This is a genomic window from Photobacterium sp. R1, from assembly GCF_054600795.1.
Window position 1 is genome coordinate 16,620 of the sequence record NZ_BAAHZP010000017.1, and the last position, 16,089, is coordinate 32,708.

A 16,089-nucleotide genomic window follows, 5' to 3' on the forward strand; every position below is an offset into this window, starting at 1 on the left:
CAATTACACTTGTAACGTTTTGTGGCATTGGTGTGAGGGAAGAAGAAACGTTACACCATTTGTTGATAGAGTTAAAACGTAGTAAGAACTCATTAATCAGTGTTATCACAATAAAGTTCCCGCTAAACACGTCTTGTTGGGGCAGATCCGAGTTAGGGTAACCTGTCAGATCTTGTCACATCGAGGAAACGATACCGACAGATTTTGTTCAAACTAATACAGATAAGGCTTAGTCCCACTAAGCCTTCTTTGACATCAAGCCACCTTCCTCGCTTCCCTTTTGTCCAGCTCGACTTGCGCCTGCATTGATAAAAGTGCGGCTGAGCGTCCATCGCTCAACCAGCCCACCAACTCTTCAAGAATCGGCTTGTAACGGTTAAACCGACTGTACGGTACTGGCATTACCTGGGCGAAGTGTGCAAATCGGGTTTCGTTGGTCCAGGCAACACGGCCATCTTTGCAAGCAGGGCAATTCCGCGTCATACGGTGCTTGTTGGTTGTTTTCCCGCTGCCATTGCACTCTGGACAGATAGCCCCGAAAAGCTGTGAAGATTCGGCAATTGCCGTGTTTGCCAATGCCAGCAACGCCTTATCCGGATAGGTGCCGCGCCAGTTCTGCATCATACGGTTTGCTTCACCCAGCATGACTTGAATCAGCTGTCGTTTTGCGACTTCATCATTCAGTACTTCGACGAACAGAAGCAGCCAGCCAGCGGGCGATACTTTCCAGCACAGGCCAACAGCGCCGATCTGCTCTTCGATTGTCATTGCCGCCTTTCCGCCTGTTCTTGGGGAATAATCGATGCCTTTAATAGTGAATTTATTCAGAATTTTTTCGATGCGCATACTTCCCCCTACGCGGCTTCTTGTAGCCATTCTTCGACCAGAGCAAGCAGCTCGGTCTCAGTGCCAAAACGTTTTTCCCAGATTGCCTGGCCAGCATGGAATGCTTCGCCATAACCACCGGTGCGATGATGATGCGGGCAGAGTGGCAAGACTTTCTTGTGTGATGCTCGTTGTGCCATGCCCTGCCCGGTTCTTACGTGGTGTATTTCAGCTGGGGTATCGATGTACCCCAGAGAATGACAAGCGATACATCCCAGCGCCTGAACGCTGTTAAGGTGCATTTTGTCGTCCTTTGTCATGCCACTTGCCTTTGCTGCAGCTGCTCGTATTCGGAGTCAGCGAAGCGGCTTAGTTTCCAGCCTCGCTCGAATGCATAAGCGTAGAGTTTTTCCAGGGCCTGACATCGCTCCCCTGTGGATGCCGGTGTCATGCCGTCCCGGCCATCGCGGCTCCACGATTTGCGTTTACCTGATTGCGGGTCGATCGGCATCAGGTAATACGTGAATAGCTCGTGTGCATCGTCTTTATTGAAAGGACGGGAAAACACCTTGCCGTTTGCTGCTTCAAACTTCATTTCAGCCCCGTTCATACGGTAGATATCAGCAATCTCGCCCATCAATGCGTACCAGTGACGCAATAGCGGCAACGTGCCGTTACTGCGCCGGGTGATATTTACCTTTGCTTCACCGCCAGACTGAACAATGCTGAAGACTGCTTCAGACACCCTTCTCAGGGTGTCGTCTGCGTTGTGGTTGGCTGCCACAAACTCTGTCATGCAGCCTCCCCGTGTTGTGTACCAACAAGCTTGAAAGGACGTGCGGCTTTGATTATTTCGACAACAACCTGTTTCTTGCCGCGACATTCAACCTGGTAATGCTTCCCTTGAGATTTCACTTTGAACACAGTAACTTTCGTGCGTGCACCGTATGCTGTTACTGCCGAAACAGCAGCGGCAAGCTCGGCTTCACCGTCTGCATTCAGAATTCGAATTGGACGAATCATGCAGCATCCCTTAGCTCGGCCATTGCCCAGCATGTGACAATTTCAGAGTTCGGGCGGAAGCTATGGCGCCAAAGCTGGATACCTTCTTTCCGGCAAAACTGAAGCACTTGCTGTAACAAGTGGTCTGGTACGCCCATCACCTCCCAACTGTTGATGAAATCAACATCAACATTCAGCGCTTTAGCAATCAGCTTACTAGCCTGAATGTATCGCTTTGTTCGGTTTTGCCCTGGCTGGCGTGAAGCAATACAACGTATCATTGCCTTTACAGCGTTACCCCGTAACTCAAACGATACTCGAGTCAATGTTTCTCTTGATACTGGTTTGGTCGTTACTTGTTCCATGGTCGTTATCCTCGTGTTTGTTTGGTTGCTACTCGTTGTGCGATTAATCGCGAAAACCTTCCCGGCATTTTTTGCGGATCCGCAATGCCGTGTGCGTTCCTTGCTTTGTCCGTGACTGAAACAGAACTCCTTGCAGGTAGAGCAATCAACTCTTCAGGCAGCTCTCCCCGGCGTTCTTTGGCCTTCCATTTTTCAAATGCGATTCGAAACCGGGTTTCAGCCTTCTCAGCATTCAAAAACCGCATTTCATAGCCGACTTCATTTCGAACCAGGCGCTCTAACGTATTCAGTGGCTTCTGGTGGCGGGCCAACCGGCTGAATGCTTCTCGCCATTCGCCATCGTCTAAACACCACGCCACGAACTTGCCGGGCGAAGGAAAGAAATCATTCTCACACTCACGTGCTTTGGCTAACCCACGACTCACCATTTCAGGCGTTGAAACGTCTTTTGCCATCATGGCTTTCACGTAGTTACGCTTTGCCAGTGCGACAGCCTTATCGTTTGGCATGGCAGAACGCCAAGCGGTGAAAATGGCTTGCAGCTCCTCGAAAATCCGGTTGATCACCCGCGCTGCGAACTGGTCAGATTCACTTTGCTGGCTCATCGGCTTGGTCTGGCCGATCGGCAACTGTGTCACCGTTGCGCTTACTTGTTTCATGGTCGTTACCTCGGTTTAGTGCTGGTACAGCGGATCGTCATGCAATCCGTTGATCCAGTCTGTCGAGTTGTTATCTGGCACAAAGCCGCCGCTTCGCTGAACCGCATGCCCGCTGGCGACGGACTGGGCCTGTTGCAAGTAGCCGGGAAACTTTGCTGCCTGGAATAGCGTTGCTGGCCGCAGGTATTGGCACATCTTGGCATCCCGTCCCCATTCCTGGGCTTTGTGATGAATCACTGCCATCAGGTCACTCACTGAGTGGCCCTCAGCCAAACGGGCGTTAATCAGCTTGGCGTTGGAACCTTTGGCCTGAAACCGTGAACCGGTCACAGAGTTCAGGCTCTCGATAATTTGAGTCACTTCAGGGCGATGTTCGTTTGCCTGCTCGGATACCGTCGGGTTCGATTCGAACTCGACAGAAGATCTATTTCTCAGTTCTTGTTTAAGATCAGTATTTATTAGGGGCGGCTCAGCCTGATTAGGCTTACCCTGATTTGGGTTAGCCGTAATTGGTTTACCCTGTTTCGGTTTAGCCTGATCTGGCTTAGCCGTATGTGGCTTTTGTGATTGAGGCTCGTCGTACACCAGGTAATCCATCTTGCCTGATGCGTGTTTCTTCGTTTCAATGTATCCAGCATTTTTCAATTCTTTCAGAATGTTATAAACACCCTCTTTGCCTGTTTTCTTTGCAGTTCCACTGGTGACTTCTGCAAGCTGTGCCGGGCTGATTTTCCAGTTGTCCGGTTTAGACAGCAGATAGGCAAGCAGCCCCATCGCTTGAAACGACAGAACCCCATCAGAGAACACAGCATTGCTAATCACGCTGAAATTCTTGCTACGTTTTGCGCGAACAATGCTCACAGGTATCCCCTTTCAAACTGACATTGGTAGGCGATGGCAGCAGCTTTCGCTGCCGCCGAACATGCCAAGGAACTGCTTAACGGCATGTAATACCTCCAAGTCGTGGATAAGCACTGTCAGTCAGAGTTTTAGAGAAATTAGGGACTGACATAGCAACTTTGCTCTCTGGATTCTGGCCGCTGATCTGTTCAGCGGCCGCTTGGTAGATTTCCAGAAAATCAACGAGTTCAGAGGCATCATCGGGTGATACTTCACGTAACAACTGACCCATTAGATACCCTCCTGTCTTAAAGCAAATCCTGCAGCCACTCTGGTGCGGGGATATTGCGTAATTTGTACTGTTCACGAATAGCAGCGCAAAGCTCGGGATTGGCGGCCAGGTCTTCACGGGCAGCACGAATGATATTGCTGTACGCATACACGCTGATTGGTGCATCCGCACTGGCCGCAATGGCAGACACAGCCAGCTGATCCGGCTCAGATAAACGGGTTTTTACTTCGCGATCGCGAACTTGCCAGGCTGGTAAACCAACTTTACCCACACGTTTGTTTGTCGCTGCGCGGTCAAGCAGCGACAGGGTTTGGTCTTGTAATTTCATGGTCGTTATCTCTTTGGTTTATTGGGACTTACTAAAGTCAGGCTGCGAAGGGAAAATCAGCTTTTAGTTTACCTTTGGTCAATTTTTCAATTCGGTAAGCTTGAAGTTCCGGTACTTCTTCACCCCAGTTAGTTACTGTGGATCGGTGAACCTTTAGCGCTCTAGCAACTTTGGACTTACTCCCGAAGAATTGAACCACCTCACTGGTCTTCATATGATTTCCTGCATAGAGAGTTATACTTTGTTTAATTGATGATACATTAATTTGTCCAGACGATAAAACAAATTTTTTTATAATATGTAAAACATGGAGATATCAGAAATCATCAATCGGCGCATGGCCGAACTGGGCTTGAAGCCCAAAGACATCGTTAAAGCCGTCGGGGTTTCCCGAGGAACTGTCTCATTCTGGCGCAGCGGGTATTCTCGTCCTGCAGGTAAGAACCTACTGAATCTTGCCAAGCTTTTGAAAATCGAACCTGATGCTCTGCTTGGAGGAGAATTTCAAGAAATTCCAGAGAAGACACAAAGTGTCGAGCAAAATGCGACTCCTGTTGGTGGTTTCTCTACCTGGGATAAATCCACCTCTTTAAACGATGATGAAGTAGAAATACCATTTTTTATGGATGTCCAATTAGCGGCCGGTACAGGCGCAACAGAAGTTCTTGAACGAAAAGGGCCAAAACTAAGATTCGCAAAGTCAACATTACAGAAAGCCCGTGTAGATCCTGAATGCGCTGCATGCGTAAAAGTTTCAGGGACTAGCATGGAACCAGTATTACCAGACGGTTCTGTCGTTGGCGTAAATGTTGCAGATAATATGATTATTGATGGAAGCATGTATGCCATCAACCATGATGGTCTACTGCGTATAAAGTTATTGTACTTATTACCGGGTGGCGGGCTTCGCATCAGAAGCTATAACGATCGAGAATATCCAGATGAACTATACACCGCGGATAATGCCAAAAATATCAGGGTGATAGGTAAAGTATTCTGGTATTCAGTTTTGCTATGACCAAAGGTACCGTGACGGCATCTCGCATTTCCAAGCGTATGAACCAGTTAGCCCTAAAGCAGGTTGACCTTGCCAATTATACAGGTTCATCTAAAGCCACCATTTCAATGTGGGTAAACGGAGATACAAAACCTAATGGAGAGAATACTCTCAAGTTAGCTCAATTACTTGAAGTATCGCCGGAATGGTTGTTAGGTAGCGGAGAAGAAGATGAACATGACTTAGCCTCTGTTCGTCATACGAGATTTGAAAAGCAACCGCCAAAATTGAAACCTCACTTCGTAAACAGCTTATCTGATCTGGGAGCAGTAAAGGCGAAGGAGCTTATCAACTATGATAATGAGGTGGTTAACTTCTTTAAATTAAACGTGATTCCTCTCTTTCCAGAAGAAGCAGATGTGATTTGTACCAAGCTTGATCAATCATACGAAGGACTCAAGAAGGGCGACTTTATAGGCATTAACACATCTATCAATGAATACGATACTAATGGGCTTTATGTTGTTGAACGTTGTTCTGTTGGCCTCGAGCACTTAGATAGCCCCACTTCTGCTAATGTACTTGGAAAAGTTATCTGGCATTGTGCTTTGTATAGCTAACAACAGTTCAAATCATTATCAAACCTCACAATCGTGAGGTTTTTTTATATTACTTAAATTTTTGTTTAACTTATTATACAAAAACACTTGCTGACATTGTTTAATTGATTATACTAAAACCATGTTAAGCACTCATGTGTTTGATAAGCTCTTTAACAATACGGAAGTTCGGCATTAAACAAAGCCGTGGCGGCTGGGAAAGACCAGCGTTCAACAAAGCGGCTTACGTACAGGCTGCTTTATTGAAGACCAAGAAACTTGCAGAGGTAAAAACGACCCTGCTCTTACGAGCAGCTAACCTGACAGCCCGGAAAGACGGGCACTTAATACCAAAAAGCCCCGCATAAGCGGGGCCTGTTGGGGAGCGAGTAACGACCAAGTAACTCGATCCGAGCAGGGAACCACCCCTGCAGAGGTAACAACCATGACTTTTGCGAAGCATGGAAGGATTGAGGCGCAAACACTGAAAGTAACGACCAAGAAACCGACAGTGTAGCCATCAAACATGCTGGCCAACGCATCACCAACATGAAGAACGCCATCAAACAAAAGGATTATATCATGACGCTAAACACAGGCAATTACTTCACAAGCCAATTAAACCAACATCAGTCGCAAATTGATCTGCAAGATCAACGTGATAATGCATTTGACCAATATATCGCCGATGGCAAAAAGCGCATTATCAACAACCGGGAATTTGCTGGCCTCTCCTTCTCCGACTTTGTTGATTACTACGTGGGTGAACATCTTGTTCACGGTAAAAGTCTCGTTGACGGCCTGATTAAGTTTGTTGCCTGTCATGAACCAGACAGCACAAACCACAACGCTCAAAACCTTATGGCCCACCAAGCCTTCATGCTCGAAGCGCTCGACAGTTTCATTGAATACAGCATTGAAGAAATCAAAACAGCCTTTGATGCAGAAACTCGCACCGCAGCCTAATACCTAACGACCAAACATTCACGAAAGCGCCGTTACCAGCGGCGCTTATGAGGTAACGACCATGACACCTACCGTCCCATTTGAAGAAAGATTTCCCTTAGTCGCCAAGCGCGGTATTGATGAATCAACCTGGTCTGCGCTTAAAAACAGTGTTTATCCTGGTTCTCAGGATGATTCAGTTTTAATGGTAATTGACTACTGCAAAGCCAGAGAGCTGGACCCACTTCAGAAACCAGTTCATATCGTACCGATGAACGTAAAGGATCCTCAAACTGGCAACAACGTATGGCGTGATGTTGTCATGCCGGGCATTGGCCTATACCGAATTCAAGCTGATAGAAGTGGGAGCTATGCTGGCGGAACTGAGCCTGAATTCGGTCCAACGATATCGACAGAGTTCAAAGACAAAGATGGCAAACCAGTACCAGCGACCTATCCAGAATGGTGCAAAATCACTGTCTTCAAAGTTGTGAATGGTCTTTCGGTTGCTTTTACAGCAAAGGAATATTGGTTGGAGAATTACGCAACTTCGGGACGATACAGCCAGGCTCCTAATGCAATGTGGCAAAAAAGACCTTTCGCACAATTAGCTAAATGTGCTGAAGCACAAGCTCTTCGCAAAGCATGGCCAGAAATCGGTCAACAACCAACAGCAGAAGAAATGGAAGGCAAAGATATCCACTTTGAGCGGGATATCACCCCAACCCAGCCAAAACCAGAGAAACAACTGATCGCCGATAAGCCTGAATACCCTGCTGCTCACTTCGAAGCAAATTTCACCCAGTGGGCGGCAGCCATTGAGGCCGGAAAAATGAATGCTGAACAGCTGATCACCAAAATCGAAAGCAAAGGCACCCTCACCGACGGCCAGAAAGCCGCTATCCGGAACATTGATCAAGGAGAAGCTGCATGAAAGTCATCAACGTCACTCAGGGCAGCCAGGAATGGCATGCCCTACGCCAAACTAAAATGACAGCCAGCGAAGCACCGGCCATGATGAACGCGAGCAAATATATGTCTCGCGCTGACCTGCTTCGAATCAAAGCAACTGGTGTTGCGCCTGAAGCCAGTCCCGCACAACAACGTATTTTTGATAAGGGACACGCAGCAGAAGAAGCCGCCCGCCCTCATGTTGAGATAATCATCGGGGAAGAGCTATTCCCGGCAACGGCAATCAGTGATGAACATGACTGGATGCTGGCCAGCTTCGATGGTGTCACCATGCTGGATGATGTTGTATTCGAGCACAAGCTCTGGAATGAAAACCTCGCCTTGGCGGTCGCCTCCAATAAACTTGAGCCACATTATTACTGGCAGTTGGAACAGCAGCTGCTGGTCTCTGGTGCTGGTAAGGCGATATTCGTGTGCTCCGATTTAACAGATGGCAGCGAACCCGACGAAGGTGAAAATTTCATTTTCTGCTGGTATGAATCACGCACTGAAAGGCGTGCTGCTTTAATTGCTGGCTGGCAGCAATTCATGATTGATTTAGCCAGTTATCAGCCAGAACCAGAAAAGGAAACAGTGGAAGCTGAAGCGATTCGCGAGTTACCGGCTATCTCCTACCGAATGAATGGCTTGTCGCTCACCTCAAACCTGAACGTTTTCAAAGAAGCCGCTGAATCACTCGTTGAAAAGTCAAAGCAACCCATCAAAACCGATCAGGACTTCGCCAACGCGGAAAGCATGGTAAAAGTGTTCAAGGGCGCAGAAGACAAGATCAATAGCCTGGCAGATCAAGTATTGGGAGAAGTTCAGGACATAGACACTTTCGTCAAAGACCTGAAATTCATCAGCGAGCAAATCCGGCAGGCCCGTCTGGCGACAGACAAGCAGGTAAAAGCGCGCAAAGAACAAATCCGTAAAGAAATCCTGAAGAAAGCCATCGATGAAATACACCAACACCGGATCGCGTTAATTGCAGAGATTAATGCCCAACAGCCGGAAGTCACTGTCTCCGTAACCGATGCAATGAAGGGCAAAAAGACTGTCACCAGTCTGAAAGATGCAGCCGCTGCCGCAGTAGCGGAAGCCAAAGTTGAAGCCAATCAGCACCATCAGCGCGCAATGGGTAATAAAGGCTATCTGGAATCAACCGTTGGCGATTATCAGTTCCTGTTTAACGACTGGCCGCAAATCGCGTTCCTTGAACCTTTGGCTTTTCAGTCAGTCGTTGATCAGCGCATCAACCAGCATAAAGCGAACGAAGAATTACGTCTGAAGGCCGAGCAAGAGCGCATTCAGCGAGAAGCTGCAACCAAATCTGTATCCAATAAACCGATGGATGGACACAAAAGCGATGCGATCGCAGAAAGCCTCACCAAAGGCAAAGCAGCTCTTTTTACCGCGGAACAGAACGCCGGGCTTACACCACAGATAAGCCAGCCTAGACCAGAAATGATGGTCCAAATCACGGCCAAAGAAGCCAATTACCTTCGAAACCGAGACGCCATTCTGACAGCTTTAGAGCAAGCCGGAGTTGAGAGGTGGTCCGGCTATCAGCCTGCCCTGTCTGAATCGTTAGCTTGTAGAAATTCAAATCAATAGTTTCTAACTTTAATAATAAAATTCAGCCTGATTTGATATTTTCCTGGAATGAGACAGTGATCATGCAACCATGTGAATATTTATGCCATCATCAAAAGGCGATTCCATAATTAAACTTTAAAATATTCACATATGGTTAATAATTATGTCCTCTTACAAGTTTAGAAAAAATGCAATCATTGGTAATTTAGATGCTGAAACTGACTCATTTCTAGAGTCATGCTTCTATAAATCAGATGTATTTAAAGGGATCGTCAACTTTGACTCTAGCAATGAAAATCCAGATTTTACACGAAGAGTAATTGTTGGAAGAACTGGAAGTGGTAAGACCGCTCTCCTCAAGCAAATCATTGCCTACGGTGGAGTAAAAGTTCATGACACAATAGAAGCAGAGAATACCGTTTTTGAACATATTAACAATAATAGATTTGTCTCTGAACTCGTACAAAATGGCATTGATTTAAGAGTTTTTTACAAATCACTTTGGTTACATGTTTTATTGGTGAAAGTTATAAACCAACTTTATCGTTCTTCATATGCCAGTTTCTTTGATTACATTAGCGAATTAGGAAATGCGAGCAAAAAGCCATATAAGCCTGACATCGTAAAGGAATACCTCGAATCATACAAAGACAATTTCTTTAATGATAATGTTGTAACTGAGATAACTGAAAAGATGCAAAGTGAACTTTCAGGAAAAGTAAGCTTTGAATTTCTTCAATCCACGGGTAAGGTAACAGATGAAAGTATGCAGAAAGTCCAAAGAGAGACTTCGAGTTATGTAAGTCGAGAACTTATAAGAAAACAAAAGGAACTAATCAAAGTAATAAGAGAAGAGTTTTCAGACAATAAGCAACAAATTAGAGTAGTTATAAGTATTGACGATCTAGATAAGTCTTGGCTGAGTTCCAGTGGTATCCGCTATGATTTTATCAATGCCTTGCTAGAAGCATTCAAAGAGTTATTAGATGTTAAATCTGTTAAAATTCTTATTTCAATAAGAACGGATATTCTAATGGGAATATATCGAAATAATCTTCGTCAAGATGAAAAGGATCAATCATTAATATATGCAATCTCTTGGAATAAGATGGAAATTAGGAAGATTTTAGATTTACGAATTAATCAACTTATCAAAGACCAATACCGCTCAACTCAAACTGTTAATTTCTCTGATGTATTTAATTTTAGTGTTAATGATATTAAAGCTGATGAGTTCATCATTGATAGAACTATGCTAAGGCCAAGAGATGCAATTGACTTTGTCAACTCGTGCTTATCTGAATGTGACGGGGAAGTTGAACTAAATCAAGATATCGTTCTAGAAGCAGAAGAAAAGTATTATTCCAAAAGAAAAAATGCATTAGTTAAGGAGTGGCAGAGTATTTACCCTTATATAAAAGACTATTTAGATAGTTTATCTAATATTACTCAAAAGGAATTCACACTATCTGAACTTCCTCAAAACTGTAAAGATTCGATTTCAAACTATCTACTTGCAAGACCAAACAGTCACCCTGATGATGAAGCTCATACCGATAGGTTGATTAATTTTGAGGAGCTTATAAAGGTTTGGTTTACTGCTGGTGTTATTGGAATCAAAAAATCTAATACACTTACCATTTATTCTTCTTTTGAAAAGCAAGAGCTAGACATTACAGATTTAAACAAAACTTTTTGTATTCACCCATTATTCTATCGTACTTAGGCTAATCAAAAATGAAACATATAGTTATCACTATACGAACATATTATGCAAGTCTGAATTATAAATTTTTTAAGAGAAACAACACAGCTTATCCTTGATTAGGACTTCGATATTTATAACGATACTCAAAGACTGGCGAAAAGAAGTCAATGTTTGCCAAACATCTGCAGCTATAGGTACTAAATTGCGAGAGGAATGTTTATGGATTTCTCCTAAGTGTAATCATGTAAAAAATGCTGCGTGAATCAAAGTCCCTTCCTTAATCGTAACATTACCCATAACCTCTTTGAATGGAGGTTACCGAAAGAAACCCTGCGTCAACTACCTATCTCGAGTTGCCATTGCCTACATCACGCAACCTAAAAGCGCCCATTATGGAGCATGGCGACTTAATCAATCGCCCTACTCTCTCAAGCAGGTGCAAAGTTTCGAATACAACGACCAAAGCCTGGAACGGCTCATCTACACAACCAAAGGTAACGACCAATGACCCATCATAGAAGTAAATGGATGCTGATCACCAAAGGTGCCGAGTTTACAGGCCACACTGTGAAAGCAATCCGCAGAAAAATTGAACGAGGTGATTTACCTGTTGGCCGCGTTGTCGAAAAACGCATGGGCCGCTGGTACATCAATCTTGATGAATTCGACCGCTTGATTGAAGGTGCACGATGAGCAATGAAAAACTACCGTCAGGAGTGGAAATTCACGGCAAATCGCTTCGTATCAGCTTTTCTCACAACCATCAGCGTTGCCGGGAAACGCTGAACCTTCGCCCTACGAAACAGAATATCAAATTCGCGGCCGGGAAACTGGCCGCGATCAAGCATGAAATTGCCATTGGTAGCTTCAACTATGCTGAGCACTTCCCTAATTCATCCAAAGCCCAGGGAAAAAAGAAGTTAGCGAGAATCGATGATCTTGCGAATGAGTACTTATGTATCAAAAAAACTGATATTCGGACTTCAACTTATGTCCGTTATGAGAAGTGTCTTGAAGTATGCGTAAAGCTGTATGGCGGCAACAGAACCACCGCAACTTTAACAAAACTGAGCGTGACGACTTGGCGAAACGAAATCAGCAAAGGCCGAACAGCCAGAACTATCAACTCATATCTCTCCGTTGTGAAAGGGTTTCTCAATCACTTGCTGTTACATGAATACATATTCGAAGATTTTTCTTCCTGCTTAAATAAGGTAAAACAACCTGAACAAGATCCAGATCCATTCTCCTTTGAAGAGTTTCAACGCGCTGTAGACAACTGTCGATTTGAGCAACATCGCAATATCATCACAATACTTGCATACACCGGGTTACGTATTGGTGAAGTGTGTGGGCTTGCCTGGGAGGACATCGATTTTACATCTGGCACACTCATGGTACGTCGGGCAGTCAGTGACAGCAGAGGCTTGAAAACACCAAAAACAGACAAAAGCCGAATGGTGAACATGTTACCGCCCGTAATTGCTGCGCTTCGCAGCCAGCAAGAGATCAGCTTTTTAAAACCTGAACAAGATTTCGAAGTCGAACTCAGTGATAAAACGCTGATCTCAGAGCGATTGCGTTTTGTCTTCAGCCCAAATGTTACCCAAAAATCAACGAAGAACCCGTTCATGTCTCGCATCACTGTGACCAAACTTTGGCAAACGGCTTGCAAACGCGCAGGGATCAGATATCGAAGGGTTTACCAGTTGAGGCACACATATGCGTCTTGGATGCTGACAGCAGGCGTGAATCCCTCCTATTTAGCCGAACAAATGGGTCACGCAAACTTCATGATGATTGCAAAAGTGTACGGTAAATGGATGGAGAAAGGCTCGCGTTCTGAAAATGAAAAGGCATGGCGTGCGCTTGATGAGCTGAAGCGGAACATGAGCTAATTTGCCCCAATTCTGCCCCAGCTATTTTCAGAACAGATATAAGCCAATGAAGTTAAAAGGCTTTTTAAGTCCGATATAAAACCTTGATGACGTGATACCCAAACTTGGTCTTCACCGGGCCAATCGGCTCAAGCACTTTGCCGGTAAAAACAGCTTTATCGAATGCCGGGACCATGGCGCCTTTGCGGAATTCACCGAGATCACCACCGCGTTTACCGGATGGACAGGTAGAATATTTCTTTGCCAGCGTCTGGAACTTGGCGCCTTTCTTTAGCTGATTGAGAATATCGTCAGCCTGTTCTTTATGTTTCACCAGAATGTGCAATGCTGCTGCGGTAGAGGCCATGATGCTCGCCTTTTTGTTACGGATACCAATTGAGCGGCAAGTGTGCGATAAATCACAGCCTCTGGCAAGTTTTCGCTCAAGGCAGGGTCAGGGCCACAAGGTCAGATTGACCATACGAATGAGAATGCCCAGCACTACCGAGGCGACACCCAGACGGTAGAAATTGTATTCTTTAGCGGTCATGCTGATGCGCTTGAAAAACATGGTGGCTAACCCACCCCAGTCTTTGGTCCGCCGACCGTAAGTCACCATACTGGTCAGGAGCAAGATCAGCCCGACGGTGAGCAGCACCCATTCCGATGTCTTTGCGATAATTTCAAACATACTGACTCCTTTCAACGCATGTCCCGTGCATGTCTGTGATGATGCTGTTCACCTTGTCTGAAAAAAACGACAGGAAACATTAGACCATGGTTGCAAAGGCGATAAAGCGAGACCAAGATCACTGAATTACATGCACATCCGCGTACTTTGGTGTAAACTCCTGCCCCCAATGTATTTAGCCAGTGATATCGAGACCCTATGGACTTACTGGAAGCCAGACTCAAAAAAATCGACCGACGCAATTACCGCAGCTACTCCAGCCTGCGTGGTCAGTACAACTTTGTTGATTACGATTTCTTTATCGATATCCCGCAATCGGATCCGTTCGCACCGGCAACCCGTGTGCGTGCACGCCGACAATGGTCGCTGACGGATCTGGCCTGGCTGAAAGAACAGTCGGCAGATTATCAGCGTGCGGCGCGTGATTTTATTGCCCGTCAGTTTGCTGAACTGGCAAAAGAAGTGAACGAGATTCAGATTGACCGTCCGGGTCAGGCTGTCCTGGATCGCACTGCAGTCGTTTTCGATGACGATGCCATTGAGCTGCGTTTCCGTGTTGATCTGCCTGCTGACGGTCGAACCATCATTGCCAAGAAAACATTGAACCTGCTGACGTTTACCCTGCCGAAAATTATCCGTCGTGCCACCATTGCCCGTGAGCTGCCGATGGAAGATCTGCGCCGTCACTGTGAAACGGTCGAAGATCAGGTCGCTCTGCGTGCGCAGTTGAAAGACAAGAACCTGATTGCCTTTGTCGCCGATAACAGTGTCTTGCCGCGACTGGCGGGCAACAGCGATCAGCCCATGCCGGATGCAGTCACCTTCAGAAGTCCGGACGAACTGGCCGTCGAACTGGAAGCACCGCATGCAGGTAAACTCCGCGGGATGGGTATTCCGACCGGGATCACCATGATCGTCGGTGGCGGCTTCCACGGTAAATCAACTTTGCTGAATGCGGTTGAAAATGCTGTGTATGACCATATCCCGGGCGACGGCCGTGAATATGTGGTGACCGATGAGACAGCAACCAAAATCCGCGCTGAAGATGGCCGTTGTGTGCACAGTGTGGATTTGTCACCTTACATCAGCAATCTGCCAATGGGCAAAGACACCACGTGTTTCAGCACCCAAAATGCTTCGGGTTCAACCTCGCAGGCTGCCTGGTTGCAGGAATCTCTCGAAGCTGGCGCTCAGACCCTGCTGATCGATGAAGACACCTCTGCATCGAACTTTATGATCCGTGATGAACGGATGCAGGCGCTGATTGCAAAAGACGATGAACCAATTACACCATTGGTTGACCGTATTGCACTGCTGAGAAACCACCTGAATACATCTGTCATGCTGGTCATGGGGGGTTCTGGTGACTATCTGGACGTAGCTGATACCGTGATTCAGATGCACAGTTACGAAGCCGTCGACGTCACAGCTAAAGCAAAGATCGTGGTGCAGTCTCACCCAACACAACGCCAGCCGGAAGGCAGCGATACCATTGAGCGTCCGCGTACCCGTCAGCTGAACCGCTCCGGGTTACAGGCGCAACTGGAAGAAGGCAAGTTCCGGATTCAGGTGAAGAACAAGCAAGGGCTGCGCTTTGGCCGTGAGTTTGTGGATCTGCAGGCGCTGGAACAGATTACCGATGCGAGTCAGTTACATGCCATCGGCTGGCTGTGGTGCCAGCTGGCTATGATGAAAGGCTGGGAAAAACAACCGGTCAAAGCCTTTGCTAAGATGCTGCATCAGGACTGGTTCCGCACCATGCCGAACTATGGTGATTTTGCCAAGCCGCGCGTAGTTGACGTGATGGCAGTGCTGAATCGGATGCGGAAAGCTGAGTTTAAATAAACAACTCAGTACAAATTCTTTTCTCATCAACAGGCATACTTCGGTATGCCTGTTTTTTATATGCGTTGACCCATTCGATTTCCGGCAGATTTTCTATTCATTACCTTTTACAAAGAAAGTCGGTTTGCCATTCAAGGTGTACGTTGTTATCTCAGACCATGCTAGAAAAGTTATGACACAGAAGTGAACATCTTTCCTTCCGTGTTCTAACAACAGTTATTCATCTGTGTAAAAGGTAAATCTCATGCAAGAAATTTTATTTAACCTGGTTCGGGTAACCAGTAAACGTTCGCCGCATCTGAATGTATTAGAAGGAGGCAGTGGTACGCTGATGGAAGATGAAAATGATCCGCCTGTTGTATTCATTTCATCCAATCAGGCAACTGTAAGAAATGGGGGGCCAGTAGAAGGAGAGCAATATAAAATCGTCATGAATATCGCAGGAGAAAATGAAAGCCTGCGTAATATCACTTATATCGGATTAGCTGCCAATTTTCACCGATATGTTTTTAATTATTAATGTTCGATTATCTCGTCCTGAATAATAAGGGCACACCTTCGTATGC

22 protein-coding genes are annotated in these 16,089 nt (G+C 46.0%); 10 read left to right on the top strand and 12 right to left on the bottom strand.

Features of this window, described 5'->3' with window-relative positions; all coding sequences use genetic code 11:
- Window positions 1-255: 255 nt before the first annotated feature.
- The 10 genes from ACYP03_RS20730 to ACYP03_RS20775 form a co-directional block, all read right to left on the bottom strand.
- Window positions 256-846 carry a hypothetical protein gene (locus ACYP03_RS20730; RefSeq protein ID WP_459781966.1) on the bottom strand — a complete coding sequence of 197 codons (591 nt, stop codon included), beginning with the start codon at window positions 844-846 and terminating at the stop codon, window positions 256-258.
- 8 nt (window positions 847-854) lie between these two features.
- Window positions 855-1,145, bottom strand: coding sequence for a Ref family recombination enhancement nuclease (locus tag ACYP03_RS20735; protein ID WP_303564092.1), 291 nt, complete (start codon window positions 1,143-1,145; stop codon window positions 855-857).
- Window positions 1,142-1,621, bottom strand: coding sequence for a NinB/YbcN family protein (locus ACYP03_RS20740; RefSeq protein WP_459781967.1), 480 nt, complete (start codon window positions 1,619-1,621; stop codon window positions 1,142-1,144). Before ACYP03_RS20740 ends, ACYP03_RS20735 begins: the two co-directional genes overlap by 4 nt.
- Window positions 1,618-1,848 (bottom strand): hypothetical protein, encoded by a 231-nt coding sequence (locus ACYP03_RS20745; protein WP_459781968.1) that lies wholly within the window; start codon window positions 1,846-1,848, stop codon window positions 1,618-1,620. Before ACYP03_RS20745 ends, ACYP03_RS20740 begins: the two co-directional genes overlap by 4 nt.
- Complete coding sequence (locus ACYP03_RS20750) at window positions 1,845-2,192, bottom strand: hypothetical protein (protein WP_459781969.1); 348 nt, start codon at window positions 2,190-2,192, stop codon at window positions 1,845-1,847. The genes ACYP03_RS20745 and ACYP03_RS20750 overlap by 4 nt, the downstream gene beginning before the upstream one ends.
- A gap of 5 nt (window positions 2,193-2,197) precedes the next feature.
- Complete coding sequence (locus tag ACYP03_RS20755) at window positions 2,198-2,851, bottom strand: replication protein P (protein ID WP_459781970.1); 654 nt, start codon at window positions 2,849-2,851, stop codon at window positions 2,198-2,200.
- 15 nt (window positions 2,852-2,866) lie between these two features.
- On the bottom strand, window positions 2,867-3,712 hold the full coding sequence (locus ACYP03_RS20760; protein WP_459781971.1) for a conserved phage C-terminal domain-containing protein: 846 nt from the start codon (window positions 3,710-3,712) through the stop codon (window positions 2,867-2,869).
- Between the two features lie 76 nt (window positions 3,713-3,788).
- Window positions 3,789-3,983, bottom strand: a complete 195-nt coding sequence (locus ACYP03_RS20765) for a hypothetical protein (protein WP_303564084.1) — start codon at window positions 3,981-3,983, stop codon at window positions 3,789-3,791.
- A gap of 16 nt (window positions 3,984-3,999) precedes the next feature.
- A complete protein-coding gene (locus ACYP03_RS20770) occupies window positions 4,000-4,311 on the bottom strand; it encodes a hypothetical protein (RefSeq protein WP_303564082.1) in 312 nt (103 codons plus the stop codon).
- A 37-nt stretch (window positions 4,312-4,348) separates the two neighbouring features.
- Window positions 4,349-4,525 carry a Cro/CI family transcriptional regulator gene (locus ACYP03_RS20775; protein WP_459781972.1) on the bottom strand — a complete coding sequence of 59 codons (177 nt, stop codon included), beginning with the start codon at window positions 4,523-4,525 and terminating at the stop codon, window positions 4,349-4,351.
- Window positions 4,526-4,618: 93 nt separating this feature from the next.
- Here ACYP03_RS20775 and ACYP03_RS20780 point away from each other — a divergent pair, with 93 nt between their 5' ends.
- The 8 genes from ACYP03_RS20780 to ACYP03_RS20815 all read left to right on the top strand — a co-directional run bounded on the left by ACYP03_RS20780 (window position 4,619) and on the right by ACYP03_RS20815 (window position 13,008).
- Entirely contained in the window at window positions 4,619-5,329 is a 711-nt protein-coding gene (locus tag ACYP03_RS20780; RefSeq protein ID WP_459781973.1) for a S24 family peptidase, read from the top strand.
- Window positions 5,326-5,928, top strand: coding sequence for a helix-turn-helix domain-containing protein (locus ACYP03_RS20785; protein WP_459781974.1), 603 nt, complete (start codon window positions 5,326-5,328; stop codon window positions 5,926-5,928). The genes ACYP03_RS20780 and ACYP03_RS20785 overlap by 4 nt, the downstream gene beginning before the upstream one ends.
- A gap of 528 nt (window positions 5,929-6,456) precedes the next feature.
- Window positions 6,457-6,873: a hypothetical protein gene (locus ACYP03_RS20790; protein WP_459781975.1), complete on the top strand. Its 417-nt coding sequence runs from the start codon at window positions 6,457-6,459 to the stop codon at window positions 6,871-6,873.
- A 61-nt stretch (window positions 6,874-6,934) separates the two neighbouring features.
- Window positions 6,935-7,786 carry a phage recombination protein Bet gene (gene bet, locus ACYP03_RS20795; RefSeq protein ID WP_459781976.1) on the top strand — a complete coding sequence of 284 codons (852 nt, stop codon included), beginning with the start codon at window positions 6,935-6,937 and terminating at the stop codon, window positions 7,784-7,786.
- On the top strand, window positions 7,783-9,420 hold the full coding sequence (locus ACYP03_RS20800) for a lambda-exonuclease family protein (RefSeq protein WP_459781977.1): 1,638 nt from the start codon (window positions 7,783-7,785) through the stop codon (window positions 9,418-9,420). Before bet ends, ACYP03_RS20800 begins: the two co-directional genes overlap by 4 nt.
- A 145-nt stretch (window positions 9,421-9,565) precedes the next feature.
- The gene (locus ACYP03_RS20805) at window positions 9,566-11,128 is read left to right on the top strand and encodes a P-loop ATPase, Sll1717 family (protein ID WP_459781978.1); all 1,563 of its coding nucleotides are present in this window, start codon (window positions 9,566-9,568) and stop codon (window positions 11,126-11,128) included.
- 486 nt (window positions 11,129-11,614) lie between these two features.
- Window positions 11,615-11,803 carry a helix-turn-helix domain-containing protein gene (locus tag ACYP03_RS20810; protein WP_303564070.1) on the top strand — a complete coding sequence of 63 codons (189 nt, stop codon included), beginning with the start codon at window positions 11,615-11,617 and terminating at the stop codon, window positions 11,801-11,803.
- Entirely contained in the window at window positions 11,800-13,008 is a 1,209-nt protein-coding gene (locus tag ACYP03_RS20815; protein ID WP_459781979.1) for a tyrosine-type recombinase/integrase, read from the top strand. The genes ACYP03_RS20810 and ACYP03_RS20815 overlap by 4 nt, the downstream gene beginning before the upstream one ends.
- A gap of 64 nt (window positions 13,009-13,072) precedes the next feature.
- Here the strand turns inward: ACYP03_RS20815 and ppiC are convergent, their stop codons facing one another.
- Entirely contained in the window at window positions 13,073-13,354 is a 282-nt protein-coding gene (gene ppiC, locus ACYP03_RS20820; protein WP_248142260.1) for a peptidylprolyl isomerase PpiC, read from the bottom strand.
- A gap of 87 nt (window positions 13,355-13,441) precedes the next feature.
- On the bottom strand, window positions 13,442-13,678 hold the full coding sequence (locus ACYP03_RS20825) for a hypothetical protein (RefSeq protein WP_330960073.1): 237 nt from the start codon (window positions 13,676-13,678) through the stop codon (window positions 13,442-13,444).
- Window positions 13,679-13,876: 198 nt separating this feature from the next.
- Between ACYP03_RS20825 and ACYP03_RS20830 the strand changes: the two genes are divergently transcribed.
- Entirely contained in the window at window positions 13,877-15,523 is a 1,647-nt protein-coding gene (locus ACYP03_RS20830; RefSeq protein ID WP_248142257.1) for an ABC-ATPase domain-containing protein, read from the top strand.
- Window positions 15,524-15,767: 244 nt separating this feature from the next.
- Window positions 15,768-16,043, top strand: coding sequence for a hypothetical protein (locus ACYP03_RS20835; protein ID WP_330960075.1), 276 nt, complete (start codon window positions 15,768-15,770; stop codon window positions 16,041-16,043).
- The last annotated feature ends 46 nt before the right edge of the window (window positions 16,044-16,089 follow it).

Bases quoted from the DNA above. Each gene is read 5' to 3' on its own strand.
- ACYP03_RS20730 (WP_459781966.1), bottom strand. From the start codon at position 846: ATGCGCATCGAAAAAATTCTGAATAAATTCACTATTAAAGGCATCGAT.
- ACYP03_RS20735 (WP_303564092.1), bottom strand. From the start codon at position 1,145: ATGACAAAGGACGACAAAATGCACCTTAACAGCGTTCAGGCGCTGGGA.
- ACYP03_RS20740 (WP_459781967.1), bottom strand. From the start codon at position 1,621: ATGACAGAGTTTGTGGCAGCCAACCACAACGCAGACGACACCCTGAGA.
- ACYP03_RS20745 (WP_459781968.1), bottom strand. From the start codon at position 1,848: ATGATTCGTCCAATTCGAATTCTGAATGCAGACGGTGAAGCCGAGCTT.
- ACYP03_RS20750 (WP_459781969.1), bottom strand. From the start codon at position 2,192: ATGGAACAAGTAACGACCAAACCAGTATCAAGAGAAACATTGACTCGA.
- ACYP03_RS20755 (WP_459781970.1), bottom strand. From the start codon at position 2,851: ATGAAACAAGTAAGCGCAACGGTGACACAGTTGCCGATCGGCCAGACC.
- ACYP03_RS20765 (WP_303564084.1), bottom strand. From the start codon at position 3,983: ATGGGTCAGTTGTTACGTGAAGTATCACCCGATGATGCCTCTGAACTC.
- ACYP03_RS20770 (WP_303564082.1), bottom strand. From the start codon at position 4,311: ATGAAATTACAAGACCAAACCCTGTCGCTGCTTGACCGCGCAGCGACA.
- ACYP03_RS20775 (WP_459781972.1), bottom strand. From the start codon at position 4,525: ATGAAGACCAGTGAGGTGGTTCAATTCTTCGGGAGTAAGTCCAAAGTT.
- ACYP03_RS20780 (WP_459781973.1), top strand. From the start codon at position 4,619: ATGGAGATATCAGAAATCATCAATCGGCGCATGGCCGAACTGGGCTTG.
- ACYP03_RS20785 (WP_459781974.1), top strand. From the start codon at position 5,326: ATGACCAAAGGTACCGTGACGGCATCTCGCATTTCCAAGCGTATGAAC.
- ACYP03_RS20790 (WP_459781975.1), top strand. From the start codon at position 6,457: ATGAAGAACGCCATCAAACAAAAGGATTATATCATGACGCTAAACACA.
- bet (WP_459781976.1), top strand. From the start codon at position 6,935: ATGACACCTACCGTCCCATTTGAAGAAAGATTTCCCTTAGTCGCCAAG.
- ACYP03_RS20800 (WP_459781977.1), top strand. From the start codon at position 7,783: ATGAAAGTCATCAACGTCACTCAGGGCAGCCAGGAATGGCATGCCCTA.
- ACYP03_RS20805 (WP_459781978.1), top strand. From the start codon at position 9,566: ATGTCCTCTTACAAGTTTAGAAAAAATGCAATCATTGGTAATTTAGAT.
- ACYP03_RS20810 (WP_303564070.1), top strand. From the start codon at position 11,615: ATGACCCATCATAGAAGTAAATGGATGCTGATCACCAAAGGTGCCGAG.
- ACYP03_RS20815 (WP_459781979.1), top strand. From the start codon at position 11,800: ATGAGCAATGAAAAACTACCGTCAGGAGTGGAAATTCACGGCAAATCG.
- ppiC (WP_248142260.1), bottom strand. From the start codon at position 13,354: ATGGCCTCTACCGCAGCAGCATTGCACATTCTGGTGAAACATAAAGAA.
- ACYP03_RS20825 (WP_330960073.1), bottom strand. From the start codon at position 13,678: ATGTTTGAAATTATCGCAAAGACATCGGAATGGGTGCTGCTCACCGTC.
- ACYP03_RS20830 (WP_248142257.1), top strand. From the start codon at position 13,877: ATGGACTTACTGGAAGCCAGACTCAAAAAAATCGACCGACGCAATTAC.
- ACYP03_RS20835 (WP_330960075.1), top strand. From the start codon at position 15,768: ATGCAAGAAATTTTATTTAACCTGGTTCGGGTAACCAGTAAACGTTCG.